Genomic DNA, 20022 nt, shown 5'->3' with positions numbered 1-20022 from the left:
TTAATTTATGGTGTTACTCAAACTTAATTGTACTTAGATTAAAGCCACCTTTATCGACATAAATTCTGAGCACCTGCTTTCCTGACTTTAAGTTAAGCTTTTTTGTGGTAACAGTTCCAAATGTCTTTGAATTTCCTGAAGCAGGTATGGCAAGGGCTTTGACAACATTTTTTCCGTCTATAGAGACTGATATGCTTCCGCCTTCCAGGTCGGCAGCGGCACCCAATACAAGGCTATAGTTGCCTGCTTTAGACACGTTAATACTATATTGCAGCCATTCGCCGTCTTCGATGCTATTTACATAGTATTGTTCATATTTTGTCGAGTCTTTTGCTATATCTACTCCATCATTCCTGTAAATCCTACCCCGATTTCCCGCCGTTGATTTACCTGTGGCACTGCGGAAATCAGCGGTATCCTTATCAAAATATGCCACGCCATTTCTCCCCAAATCGTAATCTACAGCATTCAAAGTTGTATTTTTTTGAATCCTATTCGCTTTAAAAGGTTTAGCAGCTGCTGAGTGTGGCTGACGCATCATCGCATCAATAACATCTCTGTGTATGATTGTATTTTCCAATCTGGTGTAAGCAGCAAGTTCCATCAGACCGCTATAAGCATTACTTTCCTTAGGCTTATTTCCACGGCCATTCATATAAGCAACCACGCTGTTATAATTTGGATTGGATTTTATTTCTAGTGGATTGTTTGCTCCGATTTTTTTGAGTGGCCACCATGACCATCCAATATTATTCTTTTCGAATAAACTGATTGCCTGGGTGAACCAAACGTTAGAGTTTTCTCCCGTTTCGCCCAACCAGATCGGAACGTTGTTTTCCGTTCTTGCCTTCAACATTCCTGATATAGAAGCCTGATCGTTATAATTCCAGTATTTGTGAAAACTGAGCGCCATGTTATTGTCCCACAATGGATAAATACCATTATAGTTATTTCCCCAGCCATTACCTTCTATGATGATCATGTGTTTCTGATCTACAGTACGGATAGCTTTGGTGATATCCACCATTAATTTGCGTAAGGGTGCGTTCACTTTTTCCTGAGTACCATTTTTATCCTTATCGGGATTAGAGAAACCCCAGTTTGGCTCATTGATAATATCATAAGCTCCGATCCATGGCTCATTTTTGTACCGCTCTGCAAGTTTCAGCCAAAGGGCAATTGTTTTCTGCTGGTCAGCTTCGTTTTCCCATAGAGATGGCTTACTAGCATCACGGTCGGAAATATTTGTATCATTACCCTGTCCACCAGGCGCAGCATGCAAATCGAGAATCAGGTACATCTGATTGGCCTTGCACCATTTTAACAAACTGTCTGTTAAGGCAAATCCTTTTTCCAGCCAGGTATTTTGCCCTTTTACAGGCTCTTTACCTGAGGGCAACGTATACAGGTTAAAATGCATTGGGAGCCTTACCGAATTAAAGCCCCATCTTTTCAACGAATCAATATCAATCTTCCTGGTGTGGTTAGAAAGCCAAAGGTCGTAAAATTCCTGAGTCTGTTTTGCTCCCATTAAGTCTTCAATACGTTCCCTGATTTTATACTGTTGACCATCTTTATTAATTTTCAACATATAGCCTTCCTGGAGCATCCAGCCGCCAAGCCCCATACCTCTAAGCAAAACGTTTTCGCCTTTTTCGTTCACGATTTTTTGGCCGTTAGCTTTTAGGAAGCCCTGTGCTTTAGCACCTATCCCATTAGATATCAATACAAATAAAAATAAAATTAGTTTGTTTACTGTTGACACCTGTTGGCTGTGTTTCTGTATAATCTGAGACATATCGTTTAATGTTTGGTTCTAGGATTTAAGGATTGATACTGTATAAAGATGTACGTGTAGTAATAAATAAGGTTTTGCCCTCAGATCCGCCAAAGGCCAGGGTAACCGGACGCTCGGGCACATTAATCTGTCTGATCTGTTTTCCTGAAGGATCAAAAACGTAAATTTGTCCGTCAGCAACATACAAGTTACCAGTAGCATCAGCAGCTGAACTATATTCACCTTTTTCTACAAAATATTGCAAATCTGAAAGGTATCCCTGCTGGTCAACGGCGAGTTTCACTGTTCGCTTATCATATTCATCCGTTGCATAGACTAATTTTCCGGGGTATGCCTCAATAAGGTTATTGGAACGTGCCAGGTCATAGACTATAGGGATAATAGTGACACCGTCTGTTGCTACAAACATTTCCTGTGGCTTATTTACTGTTACGGTATTAAAGTCGTGGAAATCGCGCCATCTGTTAGCAGGATATAGTGCTTTATAAATATTTTGTACGGAACCCATTGGCGCCTTTTTAAGCAATTGAATACTTTCCTCTGGATTTTCCGGATCAATGGAATATGCCCAAACACCATATCCAGAATTACCATAACCACCAAAAGAGGTTCCACTGGCATCTGCCGGCGTAGGAAAAACCTCTGGCTTCCCATCACTTAGAAAACCTGGTCTCGGTTGGTATTTAAAAACAACAAGTAAGTTGTCATTTTTATCACAAGCGAGCGAAAAAGGTTCCCAGGGGAAATCTGCAAGGAGACTCAGCCTTTGAGTTTTAGCAGACCATTTATATATTCTACGCATCCTGGATTCGCCGAAGTAAATATTGCCCTTACTATCTTTACAGATGCCGTCGGCAAACTCAAATCCTTTAGCGAGCAGTTGCATTCCGCATATTTGGCCCTTGGCCGGAGTTAAGCTATCAACAAACAGTCTCACAAATTCCCAGGGTCTTACTTCTGTGCCCGATGTAATATCATAAACTGGTGCGGTTGCGGTATATTTAGTTTGACTGTAGTTGTGTACATTCAGAAATTCTATATTTTTGGATGACCAGCTTCTGATCGAATATGGTGCTGGTGTATTAATTCTGATTACCCTAAACATATAGAGGTTTGCAAAAACCATGTTTTCGCAAGATTCCAGCTCGAGTGGTAGCACATCGGAACTCTCACGGCTCTCTTCTTCCAGTTGCAGTGCATACACTTTCCAGTTGGAAACGTTCTTAAAACGCACTTCATTTCTGACATGGTGCTCAACAGACATGGCATATATTCTTGAAGGCGTAGCGGTATTGGAAACAAAGATTCCTGATGTAGCAAATGTACTTGCTGTCCAGATATTCTTAAACACACCTCCGCCGCCGTTTGTAATCCAAAGGCTCCAGTATTGAGAATCCCAGGCAACATCCTTACCTTGTAAAATTCTGTTTTGCGGTTGATTACCTGTACCTCCTGGTGCTCTCGGTTGTTGCGGCCCCGGATTGATGGATCCATGCCCGCCAATAAATTTAACGTCGTTAAGAAAGGAACCTACGCCCGACATCCATTTGCAGGCTACGGCACGATTATTCCAGACACCTGTATTTAAGCCGATACCAGTAACAATGTTTTCTCCGCCTTTTGGGGTTTCCAGAAGGGCTTTAGGCCCGCCAAAAGAACCAAAGGCAGGTGTAAGGTCTGCAAGTATTAATTGCGTGGCAATCGGGCTAAGGCCAATTAACTTTGTATTCTTTTTCAACAGTATTGTTTGTGACACGCGATACCAGCCCTGTGGCAGATAAATCGTCTCATATTTATCAATGGCATCCTGAATGATTTTGGTATCATCCGTGTCACCATCACCCTTAGCACCCAGGCTTTTTAGATTCACCCAGCTCTTGATCGCCGGGAACTGAGGTATATCTGAATGATAAGGCTTTGGAAAAATCGCTAAGTTCTCTAACTGCTGCGTAGTTTTATAAACGGGCGCTGCATGTAGACCATCAATTTGCAGTCCTATAGTCAATTCTTTAATTTTATAGATTTTCCCGCTACCCGGAAGCTGATTTTTGCTGAGGCGATACTTTATTAATAGCGGCACATCTAAACAGTCCACATTACGTAGCGCAATCTGATTGAATGCATTACCTTCATTACTTATTACTATTGCCGCAGCTGAAACCTGCTCCAGCTGACAGTCTTCCATAAAAAGTTTTTCATGGTAGTTTGAATCGATATCTACCGCTATTGGTACGTTTTTTACGCGCATACGGACAATGGTCAATCCAGCTTCCTGCGTTTTTATAGCGGCTCTACGTTGTCCTTCAAAATAGGTGTCTACCATCATAAACTGCCATCCTGGTGAAGCTTTTGTAGTATAAATCCCGTAATCTCCGTTAAAGAAACGCACATCTTCCATCTCATTCCCCACATCGTATATCCCTGCTTTGCCTGTACCTATGTGAATATCCACATGTGCGATAAAGCTATGCTGGGCGTAATGTGTCCTGAGTGCTATGGCCTGTGGGTTTCCATCAGCAATGCGAAGGTCTACGTTAGAAAGAGCACTGTAGAAAGTACTCGGCCCGGCATCACGCACGGCTTGTCCGGGTTGTACGACGGCGTTTGTAAACCAAAACATGTATTTTGACTTTCCTTTGTCTTGCGGGTCTGGCAACTGAAAACCTGGTGAGTTCCGACCGAGAGTAAATTCCGGCCGCGTTGTCCCATATCCTATAAGTCGCACCGCTGTAGGAATAAAGATTGTTTTTGATATCAGGTATTTCCCTTCAGGAATAAATAAGATGCCAAAATTATATTTGTTCTTAACCTGATTAATTGCGGACTGCAATTCATCAGATACATCTGACTTCCCGTCCGCAGTGATCTTAAAGCTTTCCGAGGTAAAGTACAGTGCATTGGCATCATCCAACTTTTGCGGATAAAAAGATCTACTTCTGCCCGGGTCTGCGGCACGTGCCAGGGTAAGACCAAAGCATAATCCCAATAAACAAAAACCCGTTTTTAAACACATATAGAAAGCATTATTTACTTACCAAACGTAGGTACCAACAGCCCCTTTGTCGAGCGTTGTTGCAACTAACAGTCCGTTATAGCTGATGTTAAAATTTGCTGTTTCTTTTCCAGTATTTGCGACAATCAATACATGTTTTCCTGCAGGTGTTTTAAAGGCTACGTTCGACAATGATTCTGGTTCGTTAGATGCAATTCTAAGTGATCCGGGACGTACAAATTTTGAGGCGTGCGCTATGGAATAATATGCCAGATTTCTGGTGAAATTATTTTTATCGATTGTTACTGCACCCTGGCATGTTGGACAACCACCACGATCTGTAAAAGGCTTGTTTTCAGGATCTGCAGCCAAGTTCCACTCCAATACATTCCGGCTCCAGTTTCTTGTTGCACCAATAATTAGTCTTTTTACGGGTGAGGCAATACTGATACCTTTGTCATTTGGACGGTCGACTACCATTTGCTCGGTAAAATAAATATTTTTATCTGGGTGGGCATTGTGTACGTCTGTTAACGCGTCGATAGTGCCTCCGTATAAATGAAAGCCTGAGCCATCAATGTATTTCCTTGCTTCGCGATCATCGAGGATACTTATCGGGTAATCCGGCCTGTCGGCATTGTGGTCATAAATAATTAATTTCGTAGTCAATCCTGCTTTCTTAAATGCCGGACCCAGATTTTTTTTTACAAAAGTTGCCTGATCCGGAGCCACCATTAACAAACTTGGGTTATTTCCGGGATGTAGAGGCTCATTTTGAACGGTGATCGCGTCGATAGTAATCCCATTCTTTTTCATTTCCTGTACATACTTTACAAGGTAATTGGCATAAACCTGGTAATATTCAGGTTTCAACATGCCACCCCTTGCGTCGTAAGTTGTTTTCATCCATGAAGGTGGAGACCATGGAGAGCCCAGGATTTTAATTTTGGGATTAATGGTAAGAATTTCCTTCATGACCGGGATCACGTCGGTTTTGTCTGCTCCCAAATCGAATTTCTCCAACTTAAGATCCTGCTGTCCATCAGGAATATCATTATACGTAAATACCCGCTCATTTAAATCTGAAGCTCCAATACTTAGGCGGATATAGCTTACGCCAATATTATTGCCATCTGTAGCGAAAAGTTCTTTTAGCAGGGCTGAACGACTTTCCTTACTCATCCTAACGATGTGCATAGCACTGCCCCCTGTTAGCGCATATCCGAAGCCATCGATTTGCTGGTAATTGATCTTGTCATTAACAAGAATGGTCGGGTTAGTATTGTTCAGTTTAGAAAAATTAAGCTGTGTTGTCTGCTGCGCAAATAATGCAGACTTGTCTGGTTTGGTTAGCCAAAGTTGTGCCTGCTGAGCCTGGCTTCGCAGCGCAATAAATATGCAAAGCGAGCCAATGGCCAGTGCGGCAAAGTTTTTTGTTCCCATGTCTGATTAATTGATCACATATGTTGATATAGAGTGTGGTAAGGCTGTCGCCTCTGCCGCTTTTCCAGCTATCCAAACAAAGTGCGAGACTTTATCATTGCTTTTATTCATTACCACCACTACTACTTGTCCATTTGTATTTTGGAAGGCCGTAGTAATTAACTTATCGCGATTTGATACTGCAGCGATACGTTTAGCTCCCGGTCGGATAAATTTGGAGAATTGGCCCAGGTAATAATACGAATTGGTATAGATAAGGCGTCCTGTTTTGGTATCTCCGTGAATTGGAGAGAAACAGAAGTTACCCACGTGGTTTGGACCACCATTTTCGTCAAGTAACATATTCCAGTCTGTCCATGCAGTTGCGCCGCTATTAAAGTCGTTGATCAGTGACAGGCCATATCTTTCCCCAAGTGCCCAATCATTAATCCTATCCATATCAAATTTCTCCACACAAGCTTCTGTCAGCATCAGGTTTACTTTTGGGTATGCTTCATGCACCATCCTTACATTTTCAAACTGTTGTGCACTACCTGTCCAGGTTTCGTACCAGTGAAACCCTACTCCCCAAACGTATTTAGCAGCTTCAGGGTCGTTTAACATGATACTTGCACGTTGATAGATCAGATCACGGTTATGGTCCCAGGTAATTAGCTTTTTATCAGCCAGACCTTGTTTATGCAAAGTTGGACCTAAATATTGTTTAACAAAATCACGTTCTTCTTCAGCAGTATATATGCAAGATTCCCATTTCTGGGTAGCCATTGGCTCATTCTGTACGGAAAGACCCCAGATTGGCATACCCATTTTCTCGTAAGTCTTGATAAATTTTACATAGTAGTCTGCCCAGGCTTGTCTGAATTCTGGTCTGAGTTTACCCCCATGCAACATATCATCATTGGTTTTCATAAACGCTGGTGGACTCCACGGGCTCACAAACATCGGAAGTTTGCCTCCAGCAGCCTGAATTGCCTGTTTTATCAACGGGATACGGTATTGTTCATCATGAGCGACATTGAAAGTTTTCAATGCGGGATCATTATCTTTTACGTAAGTATAGCTGCCACTTGAAAAGTCACTGCTGTGTATGGTCGTTCTCGCCAGGGTATATCCAATACCTTTATCGCGATCGTAGTAAGCTCTTAAAAATTGCTGCTGGGATTCTTTGGGGAGTTTAGCAAAAGTTTCTGCTGTGGCATCAGTGATGGCACCACCAATCCCAAGGAAGGATTGAAATTTCTTATCAGGATCTACAAAAATGCAGATTTGTGTCTCTACAGGTTGTTTTAGCGGCTTAAAAACAAGCGATCCTGATTCGCTTAGCCGGAGATCAGATTTCTCTGCTGTGGTATAGATTTTAGAAGGTCTGTTTTGAGCATCATAGCTTTTTACAGGCAACACTTTTTTCTTTTGTGCTAATACCGGCGTTGAAGACGATGCTGCAGCGCAGATCAAGGAGAGAGCAAATAATGAGAATTTAGTAATTGGTTTCATATTAGCATTTAGGTTGGTCGTTCTGCCGATTTGGCTTGAAAGGATAAAAGTAAGGAGATGATCGTTGATCATCTCCTTAGGTAATTTTTAAAAAAGTCGGGGATTATTTAGTACCGCCCCACTCTTTGCTTTGCAGAATTTTAGTGTTTGAAAGCTCCCCATTCGGAATTGGTAAGATTTCGTTTTTACCAGCAATAAATCCTTTAGAAGCTAATTTAGTGCCCGCTAAGCCCCAACGAACCAAGTCAAACCATCTTTGTCCTTCAGCAACTAACTCCAAACGACGTTCTTTCATGATGTTGTCCATGGTTACTGGCACAGGATTCAATTTTACCCTTGCACGTACAGCGTTCAAAAGGATATATGCTCTACTTCCTGCACCAACAGCAGCACCGCTTCTCAGTAAAGCTTCAGCTTCCATCATATAAGTATCCGCAAGACGCAATTCATACATATCCTGACCAAAGTTTAACTCCAACTGCCCAACAGCAGCTTTAGTAGAAACCCTTCCAGCATATTTCTCTACGAAATAACCTGTATTCGCATTCGCATGTTTGTAAGTCACAATACCCGCTTTTTCCAAACTATCTAAATTCGCAACAGTAGGTTTATTACGCGGATCATAGTGGATCAGATCAAATAATTCCTGTGTGATTGGCATCACGCTCCATCCTGAAACATAATCAGGAGCAGCAGATGTTTTAGGAACATAGTTACGCGGACCAACAAGAATGCCCATTACGTTACCTTCACCGCTACCCACGTTACCCCATCCCATGTTTGATGTGGTGTTGTATACAAGTTCGATGATAGACTCTGAATTAAATTTGTTTTTTACGTTCCATAGGTCGGCAAAATTATCCAATAATTTATAGCCATAGGTATTTGTAGATCCCGGAGTACCGTTCATCAATGCAAACTCTGCAGCTGAAGCAGCCCATTTTTCCTGCCATAAATATACTTTACCCAACATGGCGTGTGCCGCGCCGGCAGTTAACCTACCCGCCTCACCGCCAGTAGCAGTATTCGGGAGATCAGGAATTGCAGCAGTTAAGTCTGCTTCAATTTGTTTATACACATCGGCAGGTGCTGCTTGAGTTACATCATACCATTTATCCAATTCAACAGGCCCAAGAATTAAAGGCACATTTTTGTAGATACGAACAAGGTCAAAATAGAATATAGCTCTTAAAGCCTTTGCCTCAGCAATGTATCTGGACTTAACAGCAGGAGTAAGTGCAGCAGGAGTTTTGCTGATCTTATCCAGCAATACGTTTGCACGATATACGCCAACAAAACCTTTGTTCCATAAGTAACTTGTATTACCACTTAAAGAGGTCATTGTATAGTTATTCATAGATTGCAGATCGCCAAGATCTGAAGGAGAGTCACCTCCGGCAAAATGGTCGTCAGACGCAGATGCAAAGATGTTTAATTTTGTTAAGTAACCACCAGATTGATTTCCCAACTGGTCATAAACAGCCGTTACACCTGTGAAAACTTCTGCTGGCGTAGCATAATAGCTAGACTCCAGAATCCGCTCCCTTGGATTTACATCCAGTTGTTTTTTACAAGAACTTACCAGCTGCGCTCCAACAAGTAGTGCTGCTGTATATAAAATTTGTTTTTTCATTTGATATGTTTTTAAAATCCAACATTTAATCCTAACATAAATGATCTCGCCTGAGGATATACACCTCTGTCGATACCCAATACGGTACCGCCGATTTCAGGATCGTAACCTGTATAGTTTGTTGCAGTGAATAAGTTTTCACTCATCAAATACACGCGGCAGCGTTGTGAACCGAATTTTTGCGAGATTGTTTTAGGCAAAGTATAGCCTAGTTGGAGTGTTTTAAGTCGGAAATAAGCACCACTTTCTAAATATAATTTAGAGAATTTGGTATAGTTTCCGTTGAGGTCTTCCTGAACAACACGAGGTATTGTATTGGAAGGATTGGTAGGCGTCCAGCGATCCAAGATCTTAGTCTGCCAGTTAGAGAACGTAACATCCAGACGACGAAGACCCTGGAAGATTTGGTTACCTGTTACACCGTTTCCGAATGCGGTGAAATCCCAGCCTTTATAAGCAAGATTAAGCGTTAAACCATAAGTCCATTTCGGAATTGGGCTACCTAAGAAAGTTCTATCAGCAGCATCAATTACGTTGTTTCCATCTAAGTTCGCAAATTTAACATCACCTGGTTTTGCACGAGGCTGTAATACTGTTCCGTTAGCGCTTTTGTAGTTATCGATCTCAGACTGACTTTGAAAGATGCCAAGCATATCATAACCGAAGAACTCGCCGAATGAACGGCCGAGTGTAGTTCTGGTTACGTTACCCATACCTTGGAAACTCTGCGCATTATCATCAGTAAATAATCTACCTGGAAGTAACTTGGTAATTTTGTTCTGAAGGTAGGTAGCATTACCATTGAAGCCAACTTTCAGGTCACCAAAAGTTTTGTTGTAGCCTAACTCAAACTCAATACCTTTATTTTCAGTATCACCAGCATTAGATGCAGGAGAACCGGCATAACCTAAGTAAGCTGGGATACCAGGGTACTGTAAGTTACCAGTAGTTTTTTTCTTGTAAAGGTCAACAGTCAAGGTAAAATTCGTAAGTATCGTTGCGTCGAAACCGATGCCTGCCTGACTAGTTTGCTCCCATTTCAAGTCCGGGTTTGAAGGACTTGCTGGGCTCCATCCTATGGTACTTTGATCTGTTGTACCGAAAGTATAGTTTCTTCCAGAGCCAACTAAACCTACATAGGCAAAATCACCGATCGAATCGTTACCAGTTACACCGTAACCTCCGCGAACTTTCAGGAAGTTAACAACTTTGTTCTCAGGCCAGAATCCTTCACGCGTTGGTACCCACCCCAAAGAGAACGAAGGGAATACACCAAACTTGTTATTTGATCCGAAACGTGACGAACCATCACGACGTAAGATACCAGTTACCAAGTATTTCTCATCGTAGTTATAGTTCAACCTTGTAAACAGTGAGTTGATTACGTGCACTGTAGCATCACCACCTTCAGCGATTCTATCACCGTTGATTGGCTTGTAGTTTAAGTTACCCTCGTAGAAGTTTTTAGCGATTACATTGTTGAAACTTACGTTAACATTTTTGTTGTTGTTATCCAGGTAATATCCTTGTCCAACCAATAAGTTAACGTTGTGTTTGCCGAAATCCTTACCGTAAGAAATTGTGTTCTCCCAGTTATAGTTCAGCGTATAGTTCATCTCTCTGTAGAAGTTAGTAGAACTACTGATGTTAGACGATTGCAAATAGTACAATGGTCTGTAGCTTTCTGAACCATAGAAGGCAATCTTTGTACCTAACGAAGATCTGATCAACAATCCTTTGATAGGCGTAACCTCACCGAAAACGTTACCCACAATGTTGTGATCCCATCCGTAGTTACCTAAACGTGTTTGTTGATAAGCAAGCGGATTGCTCATTTCTTGTCCTACAACGGGAGAGATTCCGTAAGGATTGCCATTTGGTGCTCTTACTACGTTTGCACTAGTGTAAGGTGCTGCGTTATATTTAGCCGGATCATTCTCAATCGCCGGAGTGATTGGGTCTAAACTGATCGCTGAACTCAACGGCCCGCCGAACTCACTGTTTGTATTGCCAATTCCTGTACTTACAGAGTGACTATAACCTAAATTTTCGCCAAAAGTAATCCATTTATTTGGCTTGAAAGTAGTGTTCAAACGTACGTTTGCCCTGTTCCATTTAGAGATATCAGAAAGCACAATACCTTCCTGAGTAATATAACCGAATGAACCATATACACTTGCTTTATCTGAACCTCCAGCAACACTGAATTCATGTGTTTGACGTCTTGCGTCATCATTGAAAATAAGTGATTGCCAATCTGTTCCTTCTCCGAAAGATCCTGGATTAGCATAAGGAGCAGCAACACCAGCATTTACTGCAGCTTCGTTTCTGAGTGTGGCATATTGCGTAGCATTAAGCAGGTCTAATTTCTTAGCAGCAGCTGATACGCCATAATAGCCATTGTAATTAATCTGAAGACCAGATTTTCCTTTTTTTGTTGTCACGATGATAACTCCATTAGCGGCCCGTGTACCGTAGATAGCTGTTGAAGCAGCATCCTTCAACACCTCAATCGATTCAATATCTGCCTGGTTAATGTATCCGATACCACCGTTATCCACGATAACACCATCAACTACCCAAAGTGGGTTGTTATCACCATTAGCAGCAAATGTAGAATAACCACGGATACGAATGTTTGAAGAAGATCCTGGCTGACCGTTACTTGTCGAAACGGTAACACCTGAAGTTCTACCTTGCAAAGCCTGCTCAACCCTGTTGATTGGCATACTTTCTAATTGTGATGCTTTCACACTTGAGATAGATCCTGTTACGACACTTTTCTTTTGTGTACCGTAACCAACCACCACAACCTGATCAAGCACCTGTGAATCCTGATCCAAAGCAATGTTCACTGTTCCGCTCGAAGGAACAGCAATTGTTTGTGAGGTCATACCCACCTGCGTAAAGGTTAAGCGTGCTCCTGTAGTAGGAACTGCAATGGAGAAATTTCCACTTGCATCTGACATTACCGCGCGGGTAGTGCCTTGTAGTCTAACTGTAACACCAGGGATGGGCTTTCCATCTGTCCGGTCTGTTACTTTTCCTGATACTGTTCTATCCTGTGCTATTACAGCAAACGGCAAAACAATCATACAGTAAATGAAGAAAATGAATGTAAATCTTCCTTTCATACAAAATGATTTAAGAGTTTATATTTGGTTAGTTTTCGAAATATGGGATCTCCCACAAATCAAGATCAAATCTATACCGGAGATTCATTATTGTGTAATTTTAACACACCTACACGAACCATACATCCTGGTTTTTAGCCCTACATTTTGGCTATTTTGACCCTACATACACACTACACGACACATTCAACATGTTGATTTTTAATTATTTAGTTTTGTATAATATTTTAATTACAAAATTTGTTAAAATGTGTTAAAATTGATAGAAAATCTATTCTTTGCCTCTGGATATATCAATTAAAAACTCATACAGGTTGGTCTCAGGCATCAGCTGGAGCTTCTTTCTTAGCCGATATCGACCTACTTCGACCGCTTTAATTGTGATATTCATGAGTTGCGCCATTTCCTTTGAAGAGAGATTCATTCTGAGGTATGCACAAAACTTAAGGTCGTTTTGGCTCAGCTCAGGAAACCTATCCTTTAACCGGTTGAAGAAATCTGTATTCACGTTATTAAAGTGCATAGTGAGATGATCCAGATCCTGATCTCCTTTTTCAACATCCCTTATTAGTCGGATTAAATGACGGAAACTCGGTGAGCTTTCGGAAACATCATGATTCTTAATTACTGAAGAGATCACCTCTTTAATCTTAGCCAGGACCTTGCCGCGTTGTACCAAGTGCATTGTCATTGTTGATAACTCCTTGTTTTTATAGTTGACATCAGCCTCCAGTTTTTCATACTCCAGCCTTACAATTTCTTTTTCAGTTCTGTCGAGTTCCAACTGATGCAGATAACTCAGACGATCCTGTTCACGCTTATGGGTATTTTTCTGCCTACGTATAAACAGGCGCAGCAGCATTAAGCAAAGCAGTGCATAAATGATTTTGGCAAGTACAGAATTATACCAGGCGGGGGAAACTTCAAATGTATAGCTCCTTATTTCCGACTGATTTTCCGGGCCTGTACGCGCTTTTACGTTGAATGTATAAGACCCAGAAGGGAGATTGGTATAATCTTTTTCTGATCTATTTGTCCATGGCGACCATTCTTTATCAAAACCCACGAGCTGGTAGCTAAACTCTATATTTTTTTCCTGTTCAAATAAAGTCGAACTAAATTCAAAGTGCAGAGAGTTAAAATTGTAATCAAACTTACCTGGCGCAGTTAAATCTTGTTTATCAGCAAGTTGCCCTTTTTTCATGTAGTAGCCACCAAATACAGTGCTATCAGTCTTACCCAAAAGCTTCACAGATCCGATGCTTACCTCTGGTTTGGCAAGGTTTTCTACATACTTGTCATAGTTGATATGATACGCGCCCTTATTAGCGCCAATAAATACGTTCTCGCTGTTTAGAGGATAGATTGATTCAAAACCACCTACTACTTTGCCGTCTAGTTCAGGAAGATAAATCACACTAAAGGGATTAGAATTCCCAGGCCTATTGAAATCAATTACCCCAACTTTCTTATTCGTCACAAACCAAACATTGCCTTCGTTGTCTTCTTTCAGATATTGAATTGGTAGACCCGTCAAGGCTGCATTCAGCAGCTTAAAAGGAACAAATTTCTTTTGCCGGGCATCGTATTCATAAACACCTTTTAAAGTTGCGACTACAATTCTGTTTTTAATACGATATACATAATTGTATAGGCTGGAGGGTAGTCCGTCTTTTTGGGTAAACAATGTTGTATTTTTTATCTTAGCAAAATCGGGGGTCATCTCCATCCGATATACTCCGTGATAAGGATGCGAAGTCCAGATGTTGTCGCTATTGTCGGTCACTAAAAATCGTAGCGATTCTACAGCACCGGTGAGTTTGCCCTGGTTACTTAAAATACCGTTTGCATAAATAATACGTTGCAAGCCAAAATACGTACCTACAATAATTGTTTTTGATGGGAATACTGCCGACATGGGCTGAAAAACCCAGGTTCCGGGCGAGCTGTATAAAGGCTTTGCTGCGCCATCGTTAATTAAAAAGGCACCATCCTCATGTCCCATCATTAATTGACCATTTACTTCATCCAGATTCCATACCTGACCTTTTGTATCTTTAACCTCAGTAAAGTTGGTTGATGAAAAACTTAGATCCGGAGCCCCCAGCTCCAAAGGAGTCGTGTATAATCCATTAGATGTTCCTACATAAAATTGCTGTCCAAACTTCCTAAAAGTATAGCTTGTTGTTTGTTTGTTCCGATCAGGGAAGATATTTTTCACTGCACTATTAATCGCCACAAAGGCAATTCCATCGTCCAGTGCCAGCCACATATTCTTATGCTGATCTAGCCAGATGCCACGCACATTATTACTTTGAACTCCCTCTCTATAATTATATTTCTGTACAAGTTTCCCACTCTGTGTCATTAAGTATACCCCGCCGGAAGTGGTTCCAACAGCATACAGGTCTTTATTAATTTTATTGACCACATAAATGCGTTCATTATAAAATACTGGATCCAGACTGGTTTTTTTAGGAATGAGCTTATTGTTTACCACCAGGAACAACCCGTTCTTCTTGGTCGATACCATTAGGGTATCATTTGTATAAGGCAAGACAGATGTAATACCTGATGTTTTCAATATTGGATCCTGACAAAAAGGTTTCCAAGTCTCCTTGTCATATACCATAAGACCATCTTCTTCAGAATCAGCATAGACCCTGCGGTTAACCTGTCCAATATACCGCCAGGAGATGTTCGGCTTATATGTTTTAATGATTCCGTCTTTGTAATGGAGGATGACATTAACAGCCCTAAAGAATACTTCGTCATTTAAGATCGTAATTTCCCAAATGTCTGCAAACTTGCGATAAGCTTTAGGCACCAGATTTACCAAAGAATTAAACTTAAGTTTTCCTTGTTCATCAGGATAAAAGAACCCGACCTCATCCTGTCCACCTACATAAATCCTGTTTTTAGAGTCAATTCCAATCGACCTGACTGATGTAGAGTTCGGTAATTTATAGAGATTCCAGTACTTGCCATTAAAAGACAGCAGTCCTTCATTATTTCCAAAATACAACATGCCAGTTTTGTCCTGTTTGACGCACCAGTTTTGAATTCCAGCCATATACTGGTCATCCGTGTAATTAACAATCTGCGGTACACCCAGTTGATCTTGAGAAAATAATGGTTTTGCGCCCAGCAATAGAATCAGGGCAAGGATATACTTAATCATATTTGGCTTCGAATACTGCTGCAATGTTAAATATAAAAAATTAATCACGTTGCAGCGAATAGAAATCTCTTCCACGTTTACGTAATACTACGTGATCGCAGATTTTCTGATTTCCAATAATAGTAATTTCTTAGCTCCCTAAAAAAATGGCCTGTACGATGTAGTAAAACTGAATCAGCACATAGAAAGAAACCAATAGCAATAAATAATTTTTAACAGTATTCATGGCATTTAAATAAAGTACTAATGTACTTGCATTAAGACAACCAAAACTGCCACAATCACTTACAAACCCGCCATAGTACATTGCAATCTTGCCATACAAAAAAACCCGCTTTACATCCATAAAGCAGGGGTACACGTAAAAAAACTTCGTTATTTAATGCTGATCCATTTGTTAATGCTGTTTTCTGATCCTTCAACAACGATCTTGTAAAAACTTGATGGTAAATCTTTGACATCTGCAAGATAATGCTGTTGTGTCAGATCAACTTCTCCGATCATTTTGTATACATCCTTTCCGCCGGTCTTCACCTCATTCGTTGTTGCAATCCAAATCCTGGCTTTTCCTTTTTTCTCCAAAGCTTTCCAACTGATATCCAGCAAGCCTTGGGTATAATTAACTTTTAGGTTAGCAACAGAAACAGGACCGATAAACGTTGTGCCGTCTACTTCTTTCGCTACATTTTCAGGCAATTTGACATTCAGGAACCGGGCAATGGAGGGCATGATATCTACAATGCCAAGATCAAAAAACTGTCCATATATATTCAAATCCTTGTAATTGCTCACCATCCATGTAGAGCGCTGTCTATCTGACTGACCGCCGTGTCCGCGACCGGATTTCTCGTCCCGACCGTGGTCGGTGGTGATGACGATAAGCCAGTCTTCTTTAAATTTCTGTTCACGGTAGTTAATAGCATCCCAGATCTTTCCCATTTGTAGATCTAACAAGGCGATGGCTTTGCGGAATTCAGGACTATCACCATAACGATGTCCCATATCATCTGTATATTCCAAATATACCCACGAAAGATCTGGCGCCGTTGTTTGTATGGAATTTACCGCTTGTTTTATAACCTCTTCATCGATTTGGTGCATGTAGGCAGAAACTTGATCATGCTTAAAGCGCACAGTATCCAATTCATAGCCGTCAAAAGCATAATCTGGCTTAAAACGAGCTGTTGCCGCTAAGCCATCACCCAGCAATTTAGTTCGATTGTCTGTCCAACTCGAGAAAATGGCAGTTTTCTTTGTGGGATATTGCTCTTTAAATAATTTGAAGATAGTTGGATAGTTGTAGTTCGGATCTTTAATTGCGTTATCTGGTACATTATGTTTGTTTACCCAGGTCCCGGTAAGCAAGCTGTTATAGCCTACGGCTGATATTGTCGGTGTTTCATTATAGGTACCTTTATCTCCGCCAACATGCATGCGGGAATATGAACCCGCAGTGATAATCTTTCTGAAGTTTGGTAAGTTTTCGCGCTCCAGAGCATCCGCAGAGATTCCATCAGCAATAACATAGACCACTTTTTTTGCACGTTGCTGCGCTGAAACAGTCACAGATATGGCTATATAGGCCGTAAAAATAATTCTTTTTAGCATGATCATTTTTCTTAAGTTAAATTTAAAAGGAATGCGGGAAATATGTGTTTTCCACCGATCCATCTTCATATAGTTTCAACATAGCATATCCAGGAGGCGTTTCCAGGTAATATCCTGGGCCGGCAGACTCAGCATCACCCTTTCCCCACCAAAAGCCACTCATAGCTCCATTACAGCAATACAACACATTATTATAAGTTGTATGGTCTGATAAATGGTTATGGCCGCTCAGGCAAACCTTTACCTTGTCGCGATGTTTATAAAACAAGTCTTTAAGCTTTTTGCAGTCTGAGTGCCCACCGCCAACCAATACCTGTGTTGTACCGAGGATTGGGTAATGCGACATGACCAATGTTGGTGTATTTGCCGGTAGTTTCTCCAGGTCTTGCTGCAGCCACGCATATTGCGCATCGTCTAAAGATATTTTGTCGTTGTTACCGTCAAGGATTATAAAATGCCAGTTCTTTTTAGAAAAGCTATAATAACGATTAGGAATCTTGAGGCGTTTCACCACATAATCTTTACCGTACATCCCATCTGTTTTGCTGGGGGCCTTCCACCAGGTGTCATGATTACCGATACAGCTGTGGAGCTCATACCTGCTAAGCATTTTTACACAGTCATCCCAGATCGCCCATTGCTCGGTTACCTGGTCACGCACTACGTTATCGTATGATGCATCATTAATCGAATCACCGCCATTCAAAAAGAAATCAGGCTTATGCTTATTGATAATCTCCTGGAGGCAACTTTTAAATCTTTCTGGTGCCTTGTCACCTGCACGGATATGAACATCGGTAATATGCGCTACATTTAAAGCAACTTTCTTTTTATCCTCTGTCGCCAGAGCCGAGAGTCCGCCGGTGGCAACCAGGGTTGCTGCCAGTCCGGCCGACTTCAGTAAAGATCTTCTGTTAATCTCCATCCTACCAGCCAAAGTTTTGTTTCAGATTCGGATTAAGTACAACTTGTTGCTGTGGTATTGGACGATAATAATATTTCGGTTCTACAAAAGTACGAACAGTACTTTCCGTAACGATGTTACCTCCGCTATTTCCGTTTTTCAAATATACTGTAGCATCCGAGCCTATTGTTCCTGCCCGGTAATACACCAGGACCACACCCAATGAATTTTTTTCTTTTGACGCTTCAGCTGGAATTGTTGATGCGCGATCAATCAGGATAATATCATCTATACCGTCGCCCGTCATATCATATTTACCAAGGCCTTTAAAATACATCCCTTCTGGATTTTTGGCTAGCAGTTTACCTGCTTTCCAGCGCATCAGATCGTCAAACCTTGTATTTTCAAATGCAAACTCTACCCTACGTTCACGTCTGATCTCTAAAATCACGCCCACATTTGATGTGACATTAGGGTATTGTTGTTGTAATATAGGATCAACGCTACCATTTGCTACGGCCAGGTTAAGATCTGGTAAGCCCGCACGTCTTCTCAGCAAATTAACCGATTGGTCTAATTGTGTCTGAGTTAGTGTACCCAGCTCAGCAAGAGATTCAGCATACGTAAGTAGAACCTCTGCATAACGGTAAACAGGAAAATCTACACCATTGATCGTATTGTTATCCGTACTGTTAACATATCCTTTCAATTGGTGATAGCCGGTAAAGTTTTTATTTAAACGCTGAATGTAAGCTGTGGGATCAGGAACACTCACCCAGCCCGGATATACAATACTTTGTGACATTCGAGGATCACGATTTTTGAACTCTTCAACAAAACTCATTTGCGCGTAATTAGCCTGACTGGTAAAGCGTGATCCATCTTTCATCAGATAGGTCTGTAGAAGATCTTTTGCCGGTCCCTGTTCATAGTCTCCAAAAACAGCACGTTGTACATTTTGCCCTTTACCTTTAGCCAGGTCAAAGATATTAGTGAGAATAACCTCTGTATTTGTTGTCAGATCCTGACTATTAAATAGTGTACCATAGTCCTGCTCCGGTTTTCCGGTGTTGTAAATTGTATACTTTTTAGAAGCGATAATCTCCGACGACACTCTTGCAGCAGTTTGGAGGAAATTATTCGCAGTAGCAGCAAGATTCACTTCGTCATGGTATTTACGGAAAGTTCCTTCATACAAAGCAGCACGGGCATAAAAAGTTGCTACCGCCCATTTACCTGGTGTACCCACAGGCACGGTTTCACGTACATTTTTGTATGCAAAGTCCAGATCCGCCATAATACTGTCAGCGATCAGGGCACGGGAATCACGGCCTTTATAAAGTTCCTGACTCGATGGCTCAAGCGTTCCAGAATACCAGGGCACATCCGAAAAGCGTTTCATTTTATCAAGATAGAATGCTGCACGATAGTATCTTGCCAACCCGGCGTAGTGATTTTTCACTGCTGCTGTAACACCGGCCTTCTTATAGTTTTCAAGAAAATAATTGATGTTACGCAACCTGGACCAATCCCACCCCGTAGTCATATTCTGGGCATTTGCGGTACCGAGCATAATGTTTTTTACTTCTACAGCTCCGGTAGTTGCAGAGTTGTCAGTTTCCTGATCGTTAGCATAGGAGTTGCGGTCTGGCTGGGACAACAAGCCATTAACATATAAGTTCAGGTCATCTTCCGTATTAAAGAATAAGTTTGGAGAGATTGAAGTTTGCGGAAAACGGTCCAGGTCGCCTTTCTTACAGGCAGCAAATGTACTTACTGCTGCGATACCCAGGATATATATATACTTTTTCATGTGATAATTTTGAATGATAAAA

Annotated in this window: 10 protein-coding genes; all 10 read right to left on the bottom strand. The window is 41.3% G+C overall.

Going from position 1 to position 20022, the window contains the following annotated elements:
• Positions 1 to 13 precede the first annotated feature (13 nt).
• On the bottom strand, positions 14 to 1798 hold the full coding sequence (locus tag CLV32_RS11950) for a cellulase family glycosylhydrolase (protein WP_133555810.1): 1785 nt from the start codon (positions 1796 to 1798) through the stop codon (positions 14 to 16).
• A gap of 25 nt (positions 1799 to 1823) precedes the next feature.
• Positions 1824 to 4811 carry a glycosyl hydrolase family 28-related protein gene (locus CLV32_RS11945; protein ID WP_133555808.1) on the bottom strand — a complete coding sequence of 996 codons (2988 nt, stop codon included), beginning with the start codon at positions 4809 to 4811 and terminating at the stop codon, positions 1824 to 1826.
• A gap of 18 nt (positions 4812 to 4829) precedes the next feature.
• The gene (locus tag CLV32_RS11940) at positions 4830 to 6233 is read right to left on the bottom strand and encodes a glycoside hydrolase family 30 protein (RefSeq protein WP_133555806.1); all 1404 of its coding nucleotides are present in this window, start codon (positions 6231 to 6233) and stop codon (positions 4830 to 4832) included.
• Positions 6234 to 6239: 6 nt separating this feature from the next.
• Positions 6240 to 7727, bottom strand: a complete 1488-nt coding sequence (locus tag CLV32_RS11935) for a glycoside hydrolase family 30 protein (RefSeq protein ID WP_133555804.1) — start codon at positions 7725 to 7727, stop codon at positions 6240 to 6242.
• Between the two features lie 103 nt (positions 7728 to 7830).
• Complete coding sequence (locus CLV32_RS11930) at positions 7831 to 9360, bottom strand: RagB/SusD family nutrient uptake outer membrane protein (RefSeq protein ID WP_133555802.1); 1530 nt, start codon at positions 9358 to 9360, stop codon at positions 7831 to 7833.
• An 11-nt stretch (positions 9361 to 9371) separates the two neighbouring features.
• Positions 9372 to 12494, bottom strand: coding sequence for a SusC/RagA family TonB-linked outer membrane protein (locus CLV32_RS11925; RefSeq protein ID WP_133555800.1), 3123 nt, complete (start codon positions 12492 to 12494; stop codon positions 9372 to 9374).
• A gap of 271 nt (positions 12495 to 12765) precedes the next feature.
• Entirely contained in the window at positions 12766 to 15675 is a 2910-nt protein-coding gene (locus tag CLV32_RS11920) for a triple tyrosine motif-containing protein (protein WP_133555798.1), read from the bottom strand.
• Between the two features lie 375 nt (positions 15676 to 16050).
• Entirely contained in the window at positions 16051 to 17283 is a 1233-nt protein-coding gene (locus CLV32_RS11915) for an alkaline phosphatase family protein (RefSeq protein ID WP_133557110.1), read from the bottom strand.
• 22 nt (positions 17284 to 17305) lie between these two features.
• Positions 17306 to 18208 (bottom strand): metallophosphoesterase, encoded by a 903-nt coding sequence (locus CLV32_RS11910; RefSeq protein WP_133555796.1) that lies wholly within the window; start codon positions 18206 to 18208, stop codon positions 17306 to 17308.
• A 1-nt stretch (position 18209) separates the two neighbouring features.
• Positions 18210 to 20000: a RagB/SusD family nutrient uptake outer membrane protein gene (locus tag CLV32_RS11905; protein ID WP_133555794.1), complete on the bottom strand. Its 1791-nt coding sequence runs from the start codon at positions 19998 to 20000 to the stop codon at positions 18210 to 18212.
• Between the last annotated feature and the right edge of the window lie 22 nt (positions 20001 to 20022).

It is taken from the genome of Pedobacter duraquae (assembly GCF_004362245.1).
Lineage (GTDB): Bacteria > Bacteroidota > Bacteroidia > Sphingobacteriales > Sphingobacteriaceae > Pedobacter > Pedobacter duraquae.
Note: the sequence above shows the minus strand (reverse complement) of the source record. Positions and strands in the feature narration are given on the sequence as shown.

Excerpts from the sequence above, each read along its gene's own strand:
- CLV32_RS11950 (WP_133555810.1), bottom strand. The coding sequence starts at position 1,798 with ATGTCTCAGATTATACAGAAACACAGCCAACAGGTGTCAACAGTAAAC.
- CLV32_RS11945 (WP_133555808.1), bottom strand. The coding sequence starts at position 4,811 with ATGTGTTTAAAAACGGGTTTTTGTTTATTGGGATTATGCTTTGGTCTT.
- CLV32_RS11940 (WP_133555806.1), bottom strand. The coding sequence starts at position 6,233 with ATGGGAACAAAAAACTTTGCCGCACTGGCCATTGGCTCGCTTTGCATA.
- CLV32_RS11935 (WP_133555804.1), bottom strand. The coding sequence starts at position 7,727 with ATGAAACCAATTACTAAATTCTCATTATTTGCTCTCTCCTTGATCTGC.
- CLV32_RS11930 (WP_133555802.1), bottom strand. The coding sequence starts at position 9,360 with ATGAAAAAACAAATTTTATATACAGCAGCACTACTTGTTGGAGCGCAG.
- CLV32_RS11925 (WP_133555800.1), bottom strand. The coding sequence starts at position 12,494 with ATGAAAGGAAGATTTACATTCATTTTCTTCATTTACTGTATGATTGTT.
- CLV32_RS11920 (WP_133555798.1), bottom strand. The coding sequence starts at position 15,675 with ATGATTAAGTATATCCTTGCCCTGATTCTATTGCTGGGCGCAAAACCA.
- CLV32_RS11915 (WP_133557110.1), bottom strand. The coding sequence starts at position 17,283 with ATGCTAAAAAGAATTATTTTTACGGCCTATATAGCCATATCTGTGACT.
- CLV32_RS11910 (WP_133555796.1), bottom strand. The coding sequence starts at position 18,208 with ATGGAGATTAACAGAAGATCTTTACTGAAGTCGGCCGGACTGGCAGCA.
- CLV32_RS11905 (WP_133555794.1), bottom strand. The coding sequence starts at position 20,000 with ATGAAAAAGTATATATATATCCTGGGTATCGCAGCAGTAAGTACATTT.